The organism is Bacteroidales bacterium (assembly GCA_016707785.1).
Classification (GTDB): Bacteria; Bacteroidota; Bacteroidia; order Bacteroidales; family UBA4417; genus UBA4417.
Map to the genome: position 1 here is coordinate 275,112 of JADJGZ010000002.1, position 20,882 is coordinate 295,993.

Genomic DNA, 20,882 nt, shown 5'->3' on the forward strand with positions numbered 1-20,882 from the left:
AGATTTAATTCCGAACGGAAGGGTGAAAATGGCAACTAAAAATTGTTGAGTTCACCAATTTCAAGAATAAGTAAAGTTGATTAATGTGACGGAAACCGGGGGGTTTTCCGGGGGGGTTTGGGAACAAAAAAAGTATTTGCAAGGGCTGCTTAAACCTGTCGGTTCGAAACCGACAGGTTTATGTGGAGATTTTCCATAGGATTTTGGAATAACTCGAGAAAGTTGCAAATCCTTTAAGGATAATCCTGCGTTTAAACCTGTCGGTTTGCCTGACAGGTTTGTTCGGTTTTTGAATGGAGAAAAGGCAATCACTTTAGTCTTCTGCAATTTAACTGGTTTTGAAACCTGACAGGTTTATTTAGTGGAATTTTCCTAATAAAGATTTTAGGATAAGGAGGAAAAAACCGACTATAGTTAAGTTTGTAAGAAAGCCGAAATCCTCCGTCCGCCTTAGGCGGACACCCCCTTTTGAAAAAAGGGGGACAAAGATTCCGCTATATTAAACTTGTCAGGTTTAATATAGCGGAACTCAATTTTCGGGATAGAAGATTTAAACTCTATCCTCTCCAGTGTTAATTGGGCTTTCTTGTGGATGATAACCGCAGCGTGCTGAAAATTTTTCACGTTGTTCGGGGCTCATCTTTTCCCAGCGATGACGCATCCATTCGGTCCTGTGATGTGAATGACAACTGCCATGTGCATAAGCGAATGCGTGTGGCCTGAACCGGTGAAAACCCCTCCAGCCAAATAAAACCCGAGCAAGGAAAAGGATGCCAAGTGCCTGAATGAAACTTAATGTTCCAAGTCCAAAGAGTGCCGGCATCAGCCAGTTCCATAATCCCATTGTAATCAACGATCCAAGAACAATGAAGGCTATAGGAACGAGTACGAAGAAAAATCTGAATTTGCTTTTCATAATTATTTGCTTTTAAATGAATCGACAGCGATGTTTGTTTATACTGTCCATAATTAGAAGACGCAATCCAGATTCAATTACTTTAAAATATTCAAATAAATTTTCAGCACTCTAGTTAAGAATTATTAAATCAGATAGATACACATTTGTGATGCTTATTCCTTTTTTATTTCGCAACGGTGTTTCCATTCTTCTCTGAACTTTTGCTTTTCTTCGTCATTCATACCCACCCATTTCTCACGGAGTGCCTGATGATGTGAGGGATGATGATGAAATCCCTTGTTCCTGAAACCAAATCCTCCTGCCAATACCCGGCAAAGGATAAGTAATCCGGAAGCCTGCCAGAAAGTTATTTCCCTGGCATTCAGTATATCAGGAAGAATTGCATTCCATAAATACATGACTATGAATGATAGGGCTGTAAAGACCAAAGGAACCATTACCAGGAAAGCAAGGCCTTTTTTCCAGCCGCTTAATTTTTTATTCATCGGACTAAACATATCTTTAAGGTTTTAAAGGTCAATAAATTCGTTGTACAGGTCTTCGAGCCTGCTTCTCAGGTGCTTTACCGCATATCCTTTCCTGGAAATAATGGTTTTCAGGTTTTCGCCTGTTCTGTCGGCTATTTCCTGTAAGGTTTGATCCTCCAGTTCATTCCAGATAAAAACCTCTCTTTGTTTTTGAGGTAACTCATCCAGTGCGTTAAATAACTCTGCCCAGAATAAGTCCCTGAGTTCAGCCGATTCCGGATCTGAAGGGTCTGCAAGCAGGATTTCACGAAGTTCAAAGTCGCCTTCTTCGTTAAGGATATCAAGGGTTTCGGTAGTCCTGACCTGCTTTTTCCGGTAATCATCAGTAATTTTATTCCTGGCTACACGGAACAACCAGCTGCCAACCTGTTCAATTTCATCCAGGTTAACCACTGAACTCAGCTGGTACCAAACATCCTGCAAAATATCACTGGCTTCCTCGTCGGAGTTCACCCTTCCACGGATAAATCCAAAGAGACGTTTCCCATAGTCTTTCACCCACGTACCTATACGCTGATTCCGGGAATTTGCCATTAGTAATTGTTCTGTTGCTATCATGATTCCATGATAGACGAATGAAACCGGAAATTACTTTAAAAGTTGCAATATTCTCTTAAATCATCTCTAAGAATACGGTCAAGTTCTGCAGAGTTTTCAGGGGCTGTTTCTGTAAAAATAAAGCCAAAAAGAGGGAATTTCGCACAATCTGTCTTTCTCAACTCCAGGGGTTTGTTGAAATTTTGCAGCAAGCGTTCATAGTCAAAGGATTTGATGTCTTTCCCTGGTATTCCTGTTGAGTTGTTCAGAACGATCAGGCTGTATAGGTTAGGATTATCCTGAGCAAGAATCGAATCCCAGTCGGGTTTCTTCCCATCCAGGAAGTATTCATAAGTGTTTAATCCATAGGCAAACCCAGCATTATCAGCAGTTGTGCACCAACCACCAAAACGCATGGGGTTCACTTCGATCGGCACCATTCTGCCCTTTTCATCTATCCGCACCTCCACATGAAGGGGGAAATTCTTCATTTCTACCCTGGCCCCTAATCTTTCAAGAAAATCAAGCATCAGCTCCATATTTTCCCTCATAATTTGACGGGAAGTAACATAAACCCGATCGCTTACATCATCACCTGAGGCAAAATAATGTTTCAGGATATTGAGCATCACAGGCTTGCCTTCATGATCGAAATAAGCATCAAAGGCATATTCATCACCATAAATATATTCTTCAATAATAAACCTTGCCGTATCCAGAACTTCAGTAGGATAGAGGTTCCGGATGTATTGAATATCATTAAAAAGTGATTGCTTTACCCGATCCCATTCACCTTCGTGGTTCACGGTATATACCCCCAGGCTAAAAAATCCGATAGCCGGTTTTATTACACAGGGGAAAGGCAATTCTTCGGCAACAATGCCTTTAATTTCCTCAAATGGAACATTCCTGAAATAAAGATTTGGGTACATCGACCGGGTTAACTCCCTGAATGCCACCTTATCCTTGAAAAGTGTAACCAGCTTTGTCCTGTCAGTAAACCCAAGATTCCGGATCATCCAATGAGTGGAGTTTTCAGAATTGGTATAAACCCTTGTTTCCGGATTTTTCCTGAAATATTCAATAGCTTCTTTTTCTGTCAGGCAGAATGAATGCTGTTCAGGATTGAAATGCAGATTTCCCGAAGGCTCAAATACCGGGTATTGATTTCTTGCAATGGTCTCTTTGAGGTAGTCGGAAACGTAGGGAAGGTCTAAGAGGATCATAGGATAAAATCCCCTTATACGGGGAATATATGTTAGGGTTGGATGGCAAATTTAATGTAGAATGACGAGACTACCTTGATTTTTTGGAATTGCAGGACAGGTTCAGATTTGGCATAGTATCCCTGGGTAGAATATAATCCTAATGATTGTTGTTCTTCAATAAACTGAGAATTGGCTAAAGGTGCAATTCCATATTGATTTTCCTGTATAATCAGGGGCTCTCCGGCTTTTTCACCGATAGCCTCCAGCAAATAGTCGGCTTTCTCTTTGGCTGCCTTGATAGCCTGTATTTTTACTTCTTTCCTGAACCGTTCAATTTCCGAATGACTTACACGGGCAATCTGGGCTTCTTCAATTTTTAGTTCATCGAGCTTTTCAAATACTTTTCCAACCATGGATGCTGAGGTTACCTTTAACAGGTAGTCTGATTTACTGATCACATCCTTTTTAGCCACTTTAACCCGAACATAATCTGATGTTGCATCTGAAAGGGAAAGATCCTTTAAATCGATACCTATTTCAGAAAGTCCCTGCTTCAATTGTGCTTCCTGTTGTTCAATGCTTTTGTTTTCACGGCCCTCCTGACGTTCTTTTAAGGCAATTGAGATATAAATTTCATCAGGAACCACATATTTCTCTGCAGTTCCGGTTACTTCTATGTAAGGGGTTTCCTTTACTGTGTTTGTTTGCGACATTAATTTGGGAGCCGTAACAATTACCAGGGTTGCTACCAGCAGGATGTTCAATAAGGATTTCATAATTGGAATTTTTTGAGTGAATTAAAAAAAGAAGACCGGATGATCCATTTTCAGGATCACCCTAAAGGGAATTGATAGCAAATAATAAGCCAGAAATTACGGATATTTCACAAATAGTGATTACCAGATTTTAACCCTTTTTGCTTCAGGACGCCACATGGCATCTCCTTCTTTGATACCAAAAGCTGTGTGGAATTCGGGAATATTGGCCAGGGGACCATTTACCCTGAACTGTGGAGGAGAGTGTACATCGCTTTTTACCAGGTTGATCAGGGCTTCGGGTCGCATATTGATCATCCAGGCAAGTGCATATCCCAGGAAAAAACGCTGGTCAGGGCCGAACCCGCCTATCTTTTCACTTTTCTTAAACTGATCTGTTTTTCCTGAAAGCTTCATAACCCATACTGATACCGGCAAGGTCGGCAATGTTCTCACCCTGTGTCATTTCACCATTAACATGTAGCTTGTCAACAGCCACAAATTCATTGAACTGTTCTACAATCAGCCGGGTTTTTGCAAAGAAATTGGCACTATCGGCAGAGGTCCACCAATTATTCAGATTTCCCAGCTTATCATATTTACAACCCTGGTCGTCAAAGCCATGGGTAATTTCATGCCCGAAGGTTGAACCACCTATGATAGAGTAAAGGATGGCATCATCGGCCATTACATGCTCGTAACCGGGCACAAGGATATTGCATCCGGGCACACAGATTTCATTGTTTGAAGGATTGTAATAGGCATTATAGGTTTGTGGATACATATCCCATTCGGTGCGGTCAACGGGTTTTCCATATTTGGCAATCATGTAATCGAACTGCCATTTAAAGGCATTCATCACATTGCGGGTATAGGATTCCCTGCTGATTTCAAGTGTTGACAGGTCTTTCCATTGATCAGGATAACCAACTTTCATTACGATGCCAGAAAGCTTGTCAAGGGCCTTCTCTTTGGTCTCAGGACTCATCCAGTCAAGCGTCTTGATCCGCTCTGCATAAACAACCCTGATTGCTTCACCAATTTCCAGCAGCTTCTCTTTTGTTCCTTTTGGCAGGTATTCAGCCACATAAACCTTCCCAATAAGTTCACCCAATGAACCATCGGTTTGTTCCACCACCCTCTTCCAGCGGGGTTTGGGCTCAGGCACTCCTGAAAGGGTTTTTCCATAGAAATCAAAGAATACTGCATAGGATTCATCATCAAGGTATTGTGCCAATCCGTTGAAATAATGAAACTTAAGATAGTCTTTCCAGTCGGCAACCGAATAAGTTTTAAAATAGCGGTTAAAAGCAGTGATGAATTCTGTCTGGCCAATAATTACTGAGTCAACAGCCTTCAATCCCATATCCTGCATAAAGAGTGTCCAGTTAAAATCGGGGGACAGTTTATTCAACCCGCCCAGGGATACTTTGTTATAGTTGGTCAAAGGATCTCTTGTATCTTCAATTTTCCTGGAGGAAGTTGCGAGGCTGGTTTCAATCCGAAGCAGTTGTCCGGCGGCTTTCTCAGCGGCTTTCTTTTCGTACCCCAGTAACACAAATACTTTTGATGCATAGGATTCAAAATCTTTCCTCAGGGAAACGGAACGCTCATCCATATCGAGGTAATAGCTCCTGTCGTATAGGCTTAGGCCACCCTGTTGCAGTCGGATGGCATTTTTTGAGCTGATGCGGTCGTCAGGGAAAATATAAAAACCAAAAAAGGCAGAACCGGCATAAGGCCTCAGCCGTGCTGATTCCCTGGCTAGTCCTTGTAAGTCGGTAATGGCATCAATTGCCTTCAGGTCAGGTAAAATATCTGATAATTTTCTCTTATTCAAGCCGATACTATCCATCCCAGAGAAATAGAAATCCCCTATTTTCTGCTTATCACTGCCTTTGGCTTCGTTTTTAAGTCCTGCTGCCGAAACACAGATATTCCTGATCTGATCATTGATCGTATCCTGGATCATTTGCCACAAGCCATTACTTTGTTCTGAAGCCGGAATGGGATGAGATTTGAACCATGCACCATTTGCAAAGGAGAAGAAGTCGGCTCCCGGACTAATCGTTGAATCGACATGTGAGGCCATGGGGTCCTGCCCAACCGGTAAGCTTTGATTAGATTTACAGGAAATCAGAGCCAGGGATACAAATAAAAGCAATGCGGCAAATTTCATTTTTCAGCTGTTTTATGGGTGGTGCATAAATTTAAAGGCCACGCTGGAAGGGTGGAAGTTCAAAAGTAGGGAATATGGATTCAATACAAATGACGAATCGGTGATTTGTGGTTAGCAATCGGCAAAAGGCTTTTTATTCAAGTTGCCAGCTTGGCTGAACCTGGCTTCCGTTTTCTTCGTCACGGGTAATCTTCAGCCAGGCATTTATCTCCTGCTGAAGGTCTTCAACATGGGAAATTACCCCAACAACGCGGTTCTCCCTTCTCAGTGATTTCAAGGTGTCGAATACAAGTTCGAGTGATTCTCTGTCGAGCGTTCCAAAACCCTCATCCAGAAAGAAGAAGTTTTGCCCGCCCTCATTCAGTTGTTGTATGTTATCAGCCAGGGCCAGTGCCAGGCAAAGTGAAGCCTGGAATGTCTGCCCCCCGGAAAGGGTTTTCACACTCCTCCATTGGCCGTCATTTAAGTAATCCCTGATCCTGAAGTTGTTTTCCTCATCCAGTTCCAGTTTAAGCTGCTGCCGGGTAAGACGATAGAATCGTTCATTGGCAGATGCAACCAGGTTCTGAAGGTATATCGTCGACACATAATTAACAAACGACTGTCCCCTGAATAAATCAGAAAGCGTCTTCAAATTGTCTCGCCGGATTTCAAGTTTTCTGAATTCTGCTTTCAGCTGAAGGGATTCAGCCAGGTCTTTATTCATCTCCAGCAACAGTCCGTCAAGTGCACCCTTTTCTTCCTTCTTCTTGTCAGTCAGGGTTTTTAATTCCTGAATATCCTGTTGCAATAGTTGGTGGGTCGCTTCATCGTAAGTTTTGTTGTTCAGCTGTGCCTGCAATTGCTGAATAGCGGCATTAACCCCCGACCACTCATCATAAAAACGCCTGATTTCCTGTTGTTCTTTTGTGCGGTCAATTTCAGCCTGCAAAATTGAGCGGACTGTGGTTTCATCCTTAAATCGTGAAGAGAGAAAACGCACTTCCAGCTGCTTCTTCAGTTCCTCATTGGATAATCGGATACCGGCAAGCGATTCTTCGGTATTTTGCCTGGAACCTGCCAGGGATTTCTGAAGTGACAAGGCTTCTTTCAAGGCTGATTCTGCCTGCTGGAACTGCTCACCGGCTTTTTCATACTGAAGTTTCAACCCAGCGGACTTCTCAAGTAAGGCTTCTTCGGTAATTGAAGCCTGGTGTGTGTAATCAACGAGTTTTAGTTGAGATTTCAACGTTTCAGCATCCTGCCGGGTTTTTTCAAACTCTATCCTGATTCCTCCCAGTAAATCGTTGAATTTTTTCAGGTTATCTTCCTCTTTTTCAAGTGTTGAGGATATTTCAGAAATACGCTGCTCAATTAGCCCGCTTTCCTGCTGTATTTTCGAATATACAGACCATTCTTCCTTAATTTTCTCTTCTGAGAGTTCAGGGTAAGTATTTGAAAGCCTGTGCTTTTCGAGCATTTGCCTGGCGTCCTCAATGCCGGCAAGGGCCTGGACTTCCTCCCGCTTTACTCTTGAAACTTCATCTCCTAGTAACCTGGCTTTTGTAAGCAGGGACCGTAGTTCATTCGTTTTGAGTTCAAGCTCATTTTTTTGGTGAATATTTTTCTCATGTTGAGTGCCAATATCCTCATGTGCCCTTAAACCGGGGTGTTCGGTTGAGCCGCACAAGGGGCAGGGGTCACCCTCTTTCAATTCACTGGCAAACGACTGGAGCTGCAATTGAACTTCCAACTGTAAATTGGCTGACTGGACATTTTTAAGTTCTTCTTCAGCAGAGCTTAGTTTTTCTTCCAGAAGGTTGCAAATTACACCGATTTCGGGCTTTGATTCTCCTTCGGGCAAATTGGCCTGTTTAATAATTGCCTGAATTTCATTGTCGATTCGTTCAACAGCTTTCAGGGTGTTTTCCCTGATTGCAAGCTGAGCGTCATATTTCTCTTTTAGCAGCCTGAAGGTGGAAAACCAATTCTCAGCTAACTTGATCCTTTCAAGATCCGGCAATTGCTTTTTGAGGGTGTCGCGGGTCTGCAGCATTAATGCCGATTGTTCCTTCAGGCTGTCGCGGTTTGCAACAGTGTCAGCAATCTGTTTCTCTCCATTTGCAATTCTTTCAGCCAGCCCTGCAGCTTTCTTATTGCGTTGGTTGATGCCGGCACAAATCTTCAATTCCAGTGATTCTTTAAGCAAATCTTCCCTCTTATCAAATTGAATCCTGGCTTCTTCAAGTTGTTTTTCAGCCTGCGACAGGCGGGTATTGGCAAGGTTCAGATCAGCATTGATTTTTCCAGTCGCCCTTCTAATTCATGAATTTGTGTTTTCCGGCTATCAAAAAGATCGAGATCCGATTTGAACTGCGACACACAATCATCATAATCAGCAAGCCTCTTTTCAGCCTCAAGAATGTCACCTTTTCTTGCCTGAAGCTGCTGTAATTTCTGCTGATATTGATTCAAAGAAATAAGAATGTCCCTGGTTTTCCGGATTTCTACCTCCTCAATTTCCATGTTCCTGAGTTTCAGTCCAAGGCCTTCCAGCTCAACAGCCAGGTCTTTGATTGCCTGGGTGATCCTGTCGATATCCTCCTGGGAGATTTCACCAAGTTGCTGTAGTCGTCCACCACAAATATTCAGTGCTTCATCGTTTTTCTTCTGAAGCCGGCCAGTTTTAAATGAAAGGTCGAAGCGGTGGAGGTTAAACAACTCCTTCACCATTTCCGTGCGGTCTTTTACTCCTAATTGAAGGAATTCCTGGAATTTCCCCTGGGGGATGATGATTGTACGCCTGAAGTTTTCGTAGCTAATGCCAATAATGGATTGAATGGTAGATGTTTCAACAGGAATGGGCTGATTGTTTTCTATTTTATAAAGGGCCCGGTCGAATTTTACATCTTCTTTATTCCTGTTATGTCTTTTCCCTTTGGCAATGGCCCTGTAAAGCCCTTTGTTTCCGGGAGCCTGGAAGTCGAACTGAATAAAAGCCTCATTGCTCTTGAGGTTCATCATGTTGTAAGCCCTTAACTCACGCGAATTAAGGCGTTCGCTTTCTCCGTAAAGAGCAAATACAATGGCTTCCAGCAGCGCACTTTTCCCGCTGCCTACTGCTCCGAAAATCCCGAAAAGGTGGGCGGAGGTCAGCATACTGAAATCTATATCCTGTTCTTTCAGGTATGAATAAATGCCGGATATTTTAAGTCGGATAGGGATCATGGATTCGTTGATTTCTTTATCGACGGCGGTTTGGAGTGAAAGGAATAATTAAATATCTGACTAGTCGGCCTGTTCTGTTTCGGCAATCACCTCCCTGAGGACTTCAAGCAGTCCATCATCAGGTGCCTGGCCTTTCCTGGCGCTGAAAAATTCACAAAACAGCTCCTGAATGCCAGCCTGGACATGGTTTGCCCTTGAATCTGCCGGTTCTGCATTTTCTACTGAATTCCTGATTTCGGGAATGATGGCAATGATTCCACCATGTAATTCCTGCAATTTTCGGCGGTTTTCGCCAGATAAATAGGTGTCACTTACCAGAGTGAGCTCTACCAGGGCATCTGGATTAGCCAGCAACCATTCTTCTGCTTCCTGAAGAGTTTCTGAACGCTTCCTGAACAGAGGCCTTCCTCCTTTAAGCGGTATCATTTCAACCCGGGCTGCCTTGCCTGGCTCGAGATCAATAAGTACGACATGTTTTTGTTGACCGGCTTCGCTGAATGAATATGACAGGGGGCTACCTGAGTAAATCACCGGGCATGGTGCAGTAGTAACAGTCTGTGTCCTGTGCAGATGACCAAGTGCAACATACTGTAATGAAGCAGGTATTGCTGAGGTGTAAATGGCCTGGGCTCCCCCGATATGGTTGATCGGCCTCTCATCTTCAGGCTCTTCAGGAACTTCACCCCCTTCATTCATGAATAACAGGTGAGTTAGTAGAATATTAACGCCTTTGTCGTCGCAATGCCGTTCAGCTAACATCCCCCAGTGATCAGCCAGTATATCCTGTAGATCCTTTTCCTGGCTGAGGCCTTTGCGCAGCCGGATTTCGTTGGCATAGGGTGTTGACAAAACCCTGAGCGCGGGCTTTCCGGGTAGTTGAAGATTCATAAATCCCGGTTCAGAAGCAGCTATTGTAAATTTGCCGTCCAGTGAATATTCAGGGATACTGGTATCAGGGAAACCGGCAAAAATAATCCCGCATTCACGGGCTAAAGGGTCGGGAGCCTCAATTCTTTCCGGCATATCATGGTTTCCGGCTATGGCGATAACAGGCCTTTTCCCATCGGAGGCAAGCTTTTTAAGACTACTGTAAAACAGGTCAAGCGATTCAGCCGGGGGATTAAAGGTGTCGAACAGGTCGCCGGCAATCACAATCACATCCGCTTTATGCTCATCAGCAATATGCCTGATCTCTTCCAGGATCTCAACCTGTTCCCCGTGGCGCGAAAAACGTTCCAGCCGCTTTCCCAGGTGCCAGTCGGAAGTATGGAGAATTCTTATCATATGCTTCTTGAATTCATAGTTTTTTCAAATTTCTTAAGAATTACCATGACTCCTGCGAATGTTTATAACTTAAGCTTCTTTCTTTATTTTTACAGTTATAATCCTTTCTTCTCATGAAAAGACTTTTCATTTCCCTTTTTCTGCTGACACTTATCGGACAATTGTTTTCCCAATCAACAGGGAATGAATGGGATGAATTAAGAAAAAGGCCCGATCCACAATGGTTCAGGGATGCCAAACTGGGCATCTTTATTCATTGGAGCCTGAGTGCCGTCCCGGCCTGGAGCGGTAAAGAGCAGTATGCCGAGTGGTTCCTAAGGGGATTATTAACAGGTGATTCTGCCAGGATCCGTTTTCAACAAGAGGTTTTTGGAGAGGATTTCAAGTATGAAGATTATGCGGCACTCTTCAAAGGAGAATTGTTTGATGCCCAGGAATGGGCGGAATTATTTGAAGAAGCGGGTGCCCGGTATGTGGTGCTGGTTTCAAAGCACCATGATGGTTATTGTTTATGGCCTAGTAAGTATGCTCCAGGCTGGAATACCATGGAAACCGGTCCCCATCGTGATATTGTCGGGGAATTGAGTGAAGCAGTGAGGGGCAGAGGCCTGAAAATGGGACTGTATTACTCACTGCCTGAATGGAATCACCCCCTCTATCGTTGGGGAACCGATGAACCGGCAAGGGTGAACAATTACGTTGAAAAACACATGATTCCTCAATTCCGGGAGCTGGTTTCAACCTATAAGCCTTCACTCATTTTTGCAGATGGCGAATGGGATCATCCTGCCTCCGTTTGGCATTCGGCGGAATTAATCTCATGGTACTATCAACTCATTGGGGAGGAGGCGATTGTGAACGACCGTTGGGGAGGTGGCAGCGATGGCATTGGCTTTCGCACTCCTGAATATAGCTCCGGGCTTGTTAACAGCGACCGGCCATGGGCAGAGGTAAGAGGACTGGGAAGGAGTTTCGGACTAAACAGGAATGAAGCGTTGGAAGCTTATCTTACCCCCCGCGACCTTATCCATTTCTTTGTAAAAGCCGTTTCCAATGGAGGCGGAATGATCCTGAATGTTGGGCCGTATTGCGATGGACAGATACCCTTACTCCAGCAGGAGCGGCTCATGCAATTGGGGGAATGGCTCAAAATCAACGGGGAAGCTATCTACGGCTCAACGCCCTGTCCGATTACCATGGAAGAAAAGGATGTGACATTCGAAAGAGTGGATATGGAACTCAATTTTGACTGGGTCAGGAATTCTCCGGGTAAACCTATATCCGAGGACCATTTTACTGCAGAATGGAACGGATATATAGAGCCCCTTTATTCTGAAACCTATCAATTTGAAGCAGAAGCAGATGATGCAGTAAAGGTATGGATTGACAATACTTTGGTTGTTGATGCCGGAAATCAGTCAGTTGACGGAACCCAGAGCAATGTGATGGAAGCGGGTAAAGGATTGAAAAACAATGGAATGATAAAACTTCAGGCCGGGAGAAAGTATCCTGTAAGGGTAGAATACCAGGAAAAAACCCAGAATGCGCACCTATTTCTGCGTTGGTCATCAGCCAGCCAGTTAAAAGAAGTGATACCGGCAGATCGTTTTTCGCTCAAAGCCGACAGAGGCTCACAACCGGGCTTGCAGGCCACCTATCGTTCAAAAGCAACCTGGCATTGTTATACCCGTCAGAATGAAAATACCTATGCTATTGCCCTTGAATGGCCAAAAGATAATGTGCTCCGGTTAAACCTGGACCTGGCTGATCAGGCAAAAATTGAGCTGCTGGGCCGGCCCGGAGAACTTCCCTGGAAAAGGGAATCAAAAGGCATCAGTGTTGATTTGAGTAGTATTAAAATTGCAGAATTACCCTGTGAATGGGCGTGGGTGTTCAGGATCGGTAATTAGGGGGGAGATGTGCCTAAATGTTGGATGAGGAGATGAGGAGATGAGGAGATGAGGAGATGAGGAGATGAGGGAGAAGAGATAGGAGATGGGGGAGAGCCTTTGGCTAGGAGATGATAGGATGAGGAGATGGGGAGATGAAGGGATGAGGAGATGTCCGGAGGGGAGCCTTTGGCTTGAAGATGAGGAGATTATGAGAAGGGGAGAGTGGGAGAGTTGGAGGAATTAGAATTTAGATTTACGTGTCTACTTCTGAGATAAAGATAAAATATACTCCGGGGGTTGACTCCCCTTTTGAAAAATTGGTGACAATCTTTATGGTAATTTAAACCTGTCAGGTTTTCGAAACCTGACAGGTTTAAGAACCGCAATTTTGCATTTTCAGGCTTTATCCAGATAAAACTAGTAATGGATACTCTTGGGAAAAATTTTTTTACAGAGATTGCGGTAAATCCCCGTCATCGACGGGGGCGGACACCCCCTTTGAGAAAAAGGGGGACGGACGATAGCATTAGGGCTATTTTAACCTGTCAGGTTTTCGAAACCTGAAAGGGTTATGTACCGCAATTTTACATTTTCAGGCTTCAATAGTATGATGTAAGGAAGAAGCAAATGATGGCGACTATGGGGAATGTGAGGAAAAATGAAAGCCCCCAATTAATAAGGGTTTTGTTTTTAAATAGACTACCCACTCAATCGCAACCCTATCTTGCCCCGGCAGTTTCTGAACGGAACCACTCAATACATCCCCTGTCCTGGAGGGTGACAAATACCGTTTTACCATCGGTACCGCCAAATGTAACATTAGAGGTTTTCTTTCCTTTAGTCTTTACTTCTCTCAGGATTTTACCCTCCGGACTGATGATGCAGACCACACCCTTGTCATACCGGGTTACAAAGAGGTTTCCTTGGCATCACAACGCATCCCGTCAAGTCCAAAATCTTCAAACTCAACAAAAAGGCGCTTATTGGTGATGTTTCCATTTTCATCCAGGTCATAAACCCATATCCGTTTTTGAATACTCTCATTTACATAGAGCTTGTCATCATCAGGTGCTACTTCTATCCCATTGGTCGTACCCATGCCGGTTTCGAGAAGGGATAAAGTGCCACCAGGCATCACTTTCCATATCTGCCCTGTATTCTTAGCCCAATCGGGATCACTTAAAAAGAGTATCCCTTTATTGCTGATGGCCAGGTCGTTTGGCTGGTTCATTCTTGTATCGTGCACAAAGACCTCTGCTGAGCGGTTTTTCAAATCTACTTTTATCACATTATGATTGATAAAATCGGCTACAAACATTTCATTTTTGCTGTTAAACCGAATCCCGTTACCCACCGAACCATCAGGCAGTTGCAGAAAAACCTCCGGGGATTTTCCGGGAGCAATGATCGCTATAGTCCCATCCTTCTGAAAATTCACCGCATACAGGTTACCAAGGGCATCCACGGCAGGGCCTTCGCAATTATGCGTAAATAGCTGTTCATCCGTTAGATCCGAGCAAACATAATAGTCCTGTGCAAAAATTGAAATACCCGTAGATATGAGTAACAGAATGAGGATGGTCTTTTTCATCATATGTTTTTTTCAAAGATCGGAACTAATTCGAACCAAAACCAAATATTGCCAGCCCATTAGCAGATTACCCGCCTTAGAACGCAAGAATGGGATTCCCGCTTTTTCCTATCTTTGTGCTCCCAAAGCTGATTTTATGAATTTTGTTGAAGAGCTCCGCTGGCGCGGAATGATCCATGACTGTATGCCCGGTACCGGGGAAATGCTCGAAAAAGGAATGGCTACGGCCTATGTTGGAATTGACCCGACAGCCGACTCCCTGCATATTGGCCACCTTGTTAGTATTATGATGCTCAAGCATTTCCAGATTGCCGGCCATCGTCCGCTGGCTTTAGTGGGGGGAGCAACAGGGATGATCGGGGATCCTTCAGGGAAAAGTGAAGAGCGAAACCTTCTTTCAGAGGATTTACTCAGGCATAACCAGGAGTGTATCCATCAGCAACTGCTGCGTTTTCTCGACTTTGACCCGAAACACGCCAATGCTGCCAAAATTGTGAATAATTACGACTGGATGAAGGAGTTTTCATTCCTGGGATTCCTCCGTGAAGTTGGCAAGCATTTATCGATTAACTACATGATGGCCAAGGATTCGGTCCAGAAACGACTCGAAACAGGCATCTCTTTCACTGAATTCACCTATCAGCTGGTTCAGGGTTATGATTTTCTGCATCTCTATGAAAAAGAAGGATGCAGGCTCCAGATGGGTGGTTCCGACCAATGGGGAAATATCACCACCGGGACAGAACTTATCCGCAGGAAAACCGGGGGAGAAGCATTTGCCCTGACTTGTCCGCTAATCACCAAAGCGGATGGAGGTAAATTCGGGAAGACTGAAAAAGGCAATATCTGGCTTGATCCTGAAAAAACATCACCCTATGCCTTCTTCCAGTTCTGGCTGAATTGTTCGGATGAAGACAGCAAGAAATATATCAGGATTTTCACCCTCTTTTCAAAAAGCGATATAGAAGCTCTCGAATCAGAACAGGATGCAGCCCCACATCTCAGGATATTGCAGAAAGCCCTTGCCAAAGACCTTACCATTCGGGTGCATGGAGAAGCCGAATATAACCAGGCAGTTGAAGCATCGGAAATTCTTTTTGGAAAAGGTACCACGGAAACCTTGCAACAACTGGATGAAAGAACGCTGCTGAATGTATTTGAAGGAGTGCCACAGTTCGAAATATCCAGGACTGAGCTTGAAAATGGAATTGGCCTGGTAGACTTCCTTGCCGACAAAACAGCCATCTTCCCAAGTAAAGGAGAAGCCCGGAGAATGTTGAAAGACGGAGGGGTAATGATCAATAAGGCTAAAGTGGCGGAGGAGTTTATCGTTTCATCTGCTCATCTCCTCAACGACCGCTATATCCTTGCTCAGAAAGGGAAGAAGAACTACTTCCTGGTAAAAGCTGTTTAGATAAAATCCGACCTTAGGAAATTTCTTGCAATCGCACTTTTATTCTTGTCACTTCCTTTGTGAATCAAAGGCTTTGTATATTTGTTAAGCCTGCCTTCGGATTGTGATATGAAAGCCCAGTATGCGATATTTTCTGTTTTAGTATTTCTTGTCATTTCATTGGAATCGACAGCCGGTAATGAATTTCCCGGGAAATTTTCGTTTTTCTCCAAAGCGGTATCTTATTACAGAGCAGATCAGTCGGGAATAGAAAAAAGGACAACCGAAGGAAGGCCTATTGACACCAATCAGTTCAGGAAATCCGAAAGTCTGGGTTTTGAGTCAGCCTATAAATTATCCTGGGAAATAGGATTATACTTTCTGGAGCAGGGGAAGCACCCGCAAGCGCTGGATATTTTTAATAGTGTCAAGTCATATCTGGATGAAAACCAACCCCTTGACCTTGACAGGAAAAAACGTCTATCTGCTGTATATAACATCATTGGGGCTATTTATGAAGAAACCGGACTATGGAATGGCGCTCTCGACTTTTATATGAATTCGTTGCAGATTTGTAATGAAATTGGCTTCAATCCGGGGAAAGCAAAGGTTTACAACAATATTGGCAAGCTTTACTTCAACAGGATGGAGCTGAAAAAAGCCGAAGACCTTTTCCTGAAGGCCATTCAGATCAACAAAGAACTCAATATCCGTCCGGAATTATTTATTAACTACAATAATCTTGCAGGTGTTTATAAACTAAAGAATGACACAAAAAAGGCCCTGGATTATGCCCTGATTGCCTTGAATCAGTTAGACCAGGAAAGAGATTTCTATGACCTTGCACTGGTTTATTCAAATATTGGTAATTTATACCAGGACCTTGGTAACCACCCTGTTTCCCTTTCTTACTACAAGAAAGCGATCGAAATACAGGAAAGCCAATCATTCCAGATTGCCCTGATACGATCCTATCTTATCAGTTTCTTCAGCTTACCAAGAAATGAATCAGGGCAGATTCTGCGGAATCATATATCAGGAAATCGTTGATATTGGCCGAAAAAATCGGGAACCCCTCTCAAACGCTGGTAGTTTTGCAGGATGCAGCCCGTTTCTTTCATGAAACCGGACAATTCAAACTATCGTCAGACTATTATGCTGAGTACAAAAGTCTGAATGACTCCCTGGAATCTTTAAATAGTCTTATGAAAATTGAGCAGATACAAGCAGTTTACGAAGTGATCAACAAAGAGAAGGATAACCAGATTCTTCAGCAAAAGATTAACTTGCAACAACTTGCGATCCAGCGTCAACGGATCATATTGCTTGCTGTTTCAGTGATATTTATCCTGCTGGCTTATTTCTTCTTCTCCCTGCTAAAGAACCGCAGGAGGGAGCGCGCAAACAATGAAGCTTTGTCGCAGAAATCAGAAGCACTCCATCAAAGGGAAAAGGAGATGTTGCTGGAAAAGGAACATTCGCTGGAGCTCGAACTGGATTATAAAAACAGGCAGCTTACTTCCCATGCCCTCAACCTGTCACGGAATAATGAGCTGATCCAGAAAACCTCTGAAGAGCTGAAACTTATTCTATTGGGGATGAGTGCCAGGGATAAAGAACGCTCAAAACGTATCAGAAACCTCTTATCTACACTTCAGCAATATTCCACCGGTAACGATTGGGAAGAGTTCAGGCTATATTTCCAGGAAGTACATCAGTCATTCGAAAAAAACTTAACAGCAGCCTTCCCGGATTTATCCCCTAACGACAAGAAAATCTGTGCCTTACTAAAACTGGGTTTGTCAACGAAGGATATTGCATCCATTACTTTTCGCGAATTAAGAAGTGTTGAGTCGGCAAGAAACCGGCTTCGTAAAAAACTGGGAATTTCAACAGATGTAAATATTACCAATTTTCTTGCGCAGTTTTAATATCTGAATATCAAATTATTATCATGTAATGCAGTAGTAAAATATCGGCATATCTCTTTTTTGCCGTAGTGTATCAAACATAAGATGTATAAAACTCTTCCAGCTTGTGATTACATTTGTTTATATCAAGTGTGATGTAATTTGCCTATAATCTTTATTCATAAACCTTTGTCAATGAAAAGAATTCTTCAATCATTTCTCCTGGTGTTTTGCATGGTAAGTCTTACCCTTGCTCCAACAACATTAATGGCTCAATGGAATACCAACACTTCCGTAAATCTGGAAATTTCAGGATTGCCCATAGCCGATATGGTCTCTGTCCCAACCTCTGATGGTAAAACATGGATCGCTTTTTACCATGAGAACACCGGAAATTATGATATGAGGGCGCAATTAATCGATGAGGATGGTTTCAAACTTCTGGGCAATGATGGTGTACTGGTCAGCAATCAGCCTTCAGGGACAGCTACTTTTGTCTTTAATGCTTGTGTTGATAACAGTAACAATCTGATTATCGGATGCCAGGATGAACGGGCAGGTACATTGCAAGCGGTAGTATATAAAATTTCTCCTTCTGGGAGCCATTTATGGAACTCTACAGGGGTTATTCTTGGAGCCGGTATGGTACCCAATATGACAGCATTAACCAATAACGAGATTGCAGTAGCCTGGAATTCTGACACAGGTAATACCTTAAAACTCCAAAAAATTACTGCTGCTGGTACATTTGCCTGGGCAAATGCTGTTTCATTACTTGTGGGTTCAACCACTACTACCCGAGGACAGTTAATCGCCAATACAGACAATAAATTCACAATTGTCTACCAGAAAAATGCAGGCGGAATTTCTACCAACCTATACGCCCAGATGTTTAACAGCAGTGGAACAGCCTTATATGCGCCATTGCAGATTTGCAGCCAGACTACCGCTCCATACCGGTATTATTCAATTACTGCTGAAGCCGATACCACCTATTTCGGGTATTACAGTTCAACCGGATTTCGTTTCAATTCTTTTGTTCAAAGGATCAATCCCGGCGGAACCATCCCTTATGGAATGAACGGGGCTGCTTTCAATACTTATACCAGCGGATCCGATAATTACCAGATGGAGACAAGCATCGGACTTGAGCCCGGTTCACAATATATCTGGTCAGTAGCTTCATTTTGTGATCCTAATCAGACAAACTACGGGGTGTATGTGCAGAAATTCCTGAAATCTACCGGAGCAAGGCAATTTACTGATATGGGTAAAATGGTTTACCCCGTCTCTTCAAATCGCGATATGAGGGCAGGAGAAATCGCCATCATTGACGACAACCCCATGTTTGCCAGTTACAATAGTGATTACAAGATTTTTGCAACACGCCTTGATAATAATGGAAACTTTGTTTGGCCTGGTAGCCGCGTTGAATTAAGTTCAACCTCGGGTACTGCTAAAGGAAGATTCGGATTTACAAAAATTAGCGATGGACGATGTGCAGTAGTTTGGACAGAAGACAGGGGTGGGGGAGATATGGGTTATGCGCAGGGAATTACTCCGGGTGGTTTAATTGCCCTTGATGTTGCCACCCAGGGTGGAGTACCGGCAACCATTACGATTGCCGGAGGGAGTCTTCAACTGATGGCTACAGTTTATCCTGTTACAGCCAATCAGAGTGTAACCTGGAGTATTTTACCGGTGACAGGCGCAGCCAGCATATCGGCAACCGGTCTGGTAACAGGGATAAGTAATGGAACGGTTTGGGCAAAAGCCACCTCTGTGCAGGATCTGACACTTTCAGATTCCATACAGATCACTTTAACCAACCAGGTAGCATTACCTCCAACTGTTATAACACTGTCAGCAAGTGGGATCAGTCTCGATGCAGCCCAGTTAAACGGAAGTGTAAATGCCAACTTTTTTATAAGTACAGCCTCATTTGAATGGGGGCTAACCAATGCTTACGGTAACACAGTTAGTGCCACACCGAACCAGGTTTCAGGGAATACAGCTACTGCTGTATCATCACCGTTGTCAGGATTATTGCCCGGAACAACCTATCATTTCCGTTGTGTAGCTTCAAATAGTGGTGGAAACAGTTATGGGCAGGATCTCACATTTACAACTCTCTGTCTCATGGCCGGCACTATTAGCCCCGTTTCAGGTCTTAGCACCTTATGTGCAGGTACAGTGGGAGTTACCTATTCTGTTGATCCTTTTCCCGCAGCCACATCCTACATCTGGACATTGCCGCAAGGAGCCACCATTACTTCAGGAGCCAATACCAACAGTATAACTGTCACCTATTCAACTTCTGCTGTATCGGGTGAAATCAGTGTTTATGCTACAGACGGAACCTGTAATAGTCTGCCTTCCCAAGCCCTTGCTGTTACTGTAATCCCGCTTCCTATACAAGCCGGGCCTATTTCTGGCGTTCAGGTAGTATGCGAGGCGACCGGGGTGTCCAGTATTCAGTACCGGCTATACCGGGAGTATCCGATTATACCTGGACAGTACCCACAGGTGCTGTTATTGTATCTGGACAAAATACAACAACAATCATTGTAGATTTTGAACCAGGATCCATCTCTGGAAATATAACGGTTTCTGGATCAAATGACTGTGGGAATGGGACTGCATCAAATCCTTTGCCTGTAAGTGTTAATCCATTACCAGGTACTCCCGGTTCAATTAATGGTCCCGTCCATATTTGTAAAGAGGCTTCCGGGGTCGTTTATTCAGTAGAACCTGTGACAAATGGATTTGGCTATTCATGGACACTGCCTGCTGGTGCATCAATCACTGCTGGTGTCAATACTCCTCAAATTACAGTTCATTTTACAACCAATGCTGTATCAGGAAATATTTCAGTAACTCCCTCAAATGGAAATTGCATAGGTGAACCCTCACCGGCTTTTGCTGTAACTGTTGATCCTACGCCCGTAACCCCGGTGATAACCCATCATGGCGACACACCTTGTTAGTAGTGCCAGATGAAGGAAATCAATGGTATCTCGAAGGAGTCCTTATTCCAGGTGCTACCGAAAAAGAGTATATAGCCTCAATTTCAGGAAATTATACTGTGATTGTTACCATCAATGAATGCAGTTCCGCAGTATCAAACGCTATATTAATCCTTCCTGTTTCAACCCTGGAATTAAAACCCACCATCAACATCAGCATCTATCCGGTTCCTTCCTTCGGAGTGTTTACGCTTACCTTAAAATCAGAAACCCCCTTACTTTGTGAAATCGAAATTTTGAATGAACTAGGACAGGTTGTATGGACAAATCCCCTGATAGAGATTAGTGGAAACTACAAAAAGGAAATTGACCTTAGCCGGGTGGAAGAAGGCCTTTATCTTCTGAAATTAAATCATGAACAGCAGGTTTCATACCGAAAGATTTTGATTGCCAGATAAATAGCCGGTTTTAATTGGAGAGGCTGCAGTTTTGCAGCCTCTTTTTCTTTAAAGGC

Annotated in this window: 14 protein-coding genes and 2 pseudogenes; 6 read left to right on the top strand and 10 right to left on the bottom strand. The window is 43.6% G+C overall.

Translation table 11 applies throughout. The features are described 5' to 3' along the window. Nucleotides 1–550 precede the first annotated feature (550 nt). The 9 genes and pseudogenes from IPH84_02870 to sbcD all read right to left on the bottom strand — a co-directional run bounded on the left by IPH84_02870 (nucleotide 551) and on the right by sbcD (nucleotide 10,613). Nucleotides 551–916 (bottom strand): hypothetical protein, encoded by a 366-nt coding sequence (locus tag IPH84_02870; GenBank protein MBK7172183.1) that lies wholly within the window; start codon nucleotides 914–916, stop codon nucleotides 551–553. Between the two features lie 155 nt (nucleotides 917–1,071). Next, nucleotides 1,072–1,356 (bottom strand): hypothetical protein, encoded by a 285-nt coding sequence (locus IPH84_02875; protein ID MBK7172184.1) that lies wholly within the window; start codon nucleotides 1,354–1,356, stop codon nucleotides 1,072–1,074. Nucleotides 1,357–1,428: 72 nt separating this feature from the next. Continuing rightward, on the bottom strand, nucleotides 1,429–1,980 hold the full coding sequence (locus IPH84_02880; protein ID MBK7172185.1) for a sigma-70 family RNA polymerase sigma factor: 552 nt from the start codon (nucleotides 1,978–1,980) through the stop codon (nucleotides 1,429–1,431). A gap of 59 nt (nucleotides 1,981–2,039) precedes the next feature. After that, nucleotides 2,040–3,209 carry an ATP-grasp domain-containing protein gene (locus IPH84_02885; GenBank protein ID MBK7172186.1) on the bottom strand — a complete coding sequence of 390 codons (1,170 nt, stop codon included), beginning with the start codon at nucleotides 3,207–3,209 and terminating at the stop codon, nucleotides 2,040–2,042. 32 nt (nucleotides 3,210–3,241) lie between these two features. Further along, nucleotides 3,242–3,967, bottom strand: a complete 726-nt coding sequence (locus tag IPH84_02890) for an SIMPL domain-containing protein (protein ID MBK7172187.1) — start codon at nucleotides 3,965–3,967, stop codon at nucleotides 3,242–3,244. A 120-nt stretch (nucleotides 3,968–4,087) separates the two neighbouring features. Beyond that, a pseudogene (locus IPH84_02895) lies at nucleotides 4,088–6,125 on the bottom strand (M13 family metallopeptidase). A 133-nt stretch (nucleotides 6,126–6,258) separates the two neighbouring features. Beyond that, a complete protein-coding gene (locus IPH84_02900; GenBank protein ID MBK7172188.1) occupies nucleotides 6,259–8,313 on the bottom strand; it encodes a hypothetical protein in 2,055 nt (684 codons plus the stop codon). A 77-nt stretch (nucleotides 8,314–8,390) separates the two neighbouring features. Continuing rightward, the gene (locus IPH84_02905) at nucleotides 8,391–9,332 is read right to left on the bottom strand and encodes an AAA family ATPase (protein ID MBK7172189.1); all 942 of its coding nucleotides are present in this window, start codon (nucleotides 9,330–9,332) and stop codon (nucleotides 8,391–8,393) included. Nucleotides 9,333–9,392: 60 nt separating this feature from the next. Continuing rightward, nucleotides 9,393–10,613 carry an exonuclease subunit SbcD gene (gene sbcD / locus IPH84_02910; protein MBK7172190.1) on the bottom strand — a complete coding sequence of 407 codons (1,221 nt, stop codon included), beginning with the start codon at nucleotides 10,611–10,613 and terminating at the stop codon, nucleotides 9,393–9,395. 116 nt (nucleotides 10,614–10,729) lie between these two features. On the opposite strand from sbcD, the gene IPH84_02915 reads away from it, so the two are divergent. After that, nucleotides 10,730–12,526 carry an alpha-L-fucosidase gene (locus IPH84_02915; GenBank protein ID MBK7172191.1) on the top strand — a complete coding sequence of 599 codons (1,797 nt, stop codon included), beginning with the start codon at nucleotides 10,730–10,732 and terminating at the stop codon, nucleotides 12,524–12,526. Nucleotides 12,527–13,227: 701 nt separating this feature from the next. Here IPH84_02915 and IPH84_02920 read toward each other — a convergent pair. Next, nucleotides 13,228–14,099: pseudogene (locus IPH84_02920) on the bottom strand (SMP-30/gluconolactonase/LRE family protein). Nucleotides 14,100–14,235: 136 nt separating this feature from the next. On the opposite strand from IPH84_02920, the gene IPH84_02925 reads away from it, so the two are divergent. The 5 genes from IPH84_02925 to IPH84_02945 all read left to right on the top strand — a co-directional run bounded on the left by IPH84_02925 (nucleotide 14,236) and on the right by IPH84_02945 (nucleotide 20,826). Continuing rightward, entirely contained in the window at nucleotides 14,236–15,513 is a 1,278-nt protein-coding gene (locus tag IPH84_02925; GenBank protein MBK7172192.1) for a tyrosine--tRNA ligase, read from the top strand. Between the two features lie 108 nt (nucleotides 15,514–15,621). Next, the gene (locus tag IPH84_02930) at nucleotides 15,622–16,542 is read left to right on the top strand and encodes a tetratricopeptide repeat protein (GenBank protein ID MBK7172193.1); all 921 of its coding nucleotides are present in this window, start codon (nucleotides 15,622–15,624) and stop codon (nucleotides 16,540–16,542) included. Nucleotides 16,543–16,544: 2 nt separating this feature from the next. Continuing rightward, nucleotides 16,545–17,423 (top strand): hypothetical protein, encoded by an 879-nt coding sequence (locus IPH84_02935; GenBank protein MBK7172194.1) that lies wholly within the window; start codon nucleotides 16,545–16,547, stop codon nucleotides 17,421–17,423. A 174-nt stretch (nucleotides 17,424–17,597) separates the two neighbouring features. Further along, a complete protein-coding gene (locus IPH84_02940; protein MBK7172195.1) occupies nucleotides 17,598–19,973 on the top strand; it encodes an Ig-like domain-containing protein in 2,376 nt (791 codons plus the stop codon). 409 nt (nucleotides 19,974–20,382) lie between these two features. Then, nucleotides 20,383–20,826 carry a T9SS type A sorting domain-containing protein gene (locus IPH84_02945; protein MBK7172196.1) on the top strand — a complete coding sequence of 148 codons (444 nt, stop codon included), beginning with the start codon at nucleotides 20,383–20,385 and terminating at the stop codon, nucleotides 20,824–20,826. The last annotated feature ends 56 nt before the right edge of the window (nucleotides 20,827–20,882 follow it).

What these genes read in the sequence shown, in the direction of transcription:
- IPH84_02930 (MBK7172193.1), top strand. Translation starts at nt 15,622, where the DNA reads ATGAAAGCCCAGTATGCGATATTTTCTGTTTTAGTATTTCTTGTCATT.
- IPH84_02905 (MBK7172189.1), bottom strand. Translation starts at nt 9,332, where the DNA reads ATGATCCCTATCCGACTTAAAATATCCGGCATTTATTCATACCTGAAA.
- IPH84_02870 (MBK7172183.1), bottom strand. Translation starts at nt 916, where the DNA reads ATGAAAAGCAAATTCAGATTTTTCTTCGTACTCGTTCCTATAGCCTTC.
- IPH84_02890 (MBK7172187.1), bottom strand. Translation starts at nt 3,967, where the DNA reads ATGAAATCCTTATTGAACATCCTGCTGGTAGCAACCCTGGTAATTGTT.
- IPH84_02940 (MBK7172195.1), top strand. Translation starts at nt 17,598, where the DNA reads ATGAAAAGAATTCTTCAATCATTTCTCCTGGTGTTTTGCATGGTAAGT.
- IPH84_02875 (MBK7172184.1), bottom strand. Translation starts at nt 1,356, where the DNA reads ATGGTTCCTTTGGTCTTTACAGCCCTATCATTCATAGTCATGTATTTA.
- IPH84_02885 (MBK7172186.1), bottom strand. Translation starts at nt 3,209, where the DNA reads ATGATCCTCTTAGACCTTCCCTACGTTTCCGACTACCTCAAAGAGACC.
- IPH84_02925 (MBK7172192.1), top strand. Translation starts at nt 14,236, where the DNA reads ATGAATTTTGTTGAAGAGCTCCGCTGGCGCGGAATGATCCATGACTGT.
- IPH84_02915 (MBK7172191.1), top strand. Translation starts at nt 10,730, where the DNA reads ATGAAAAGACTTTTCATTTCCCTTTTTCTGCTGACACTTATCGGACAA.
- IPH84_02880 (MBK7172185.1), bottom strand. Translation starts at nt 1,980, where the DNA reads ATGGCAAATTCCCGGAATCAGCGTATAGGTACGTGGGTGAAAGACTAT.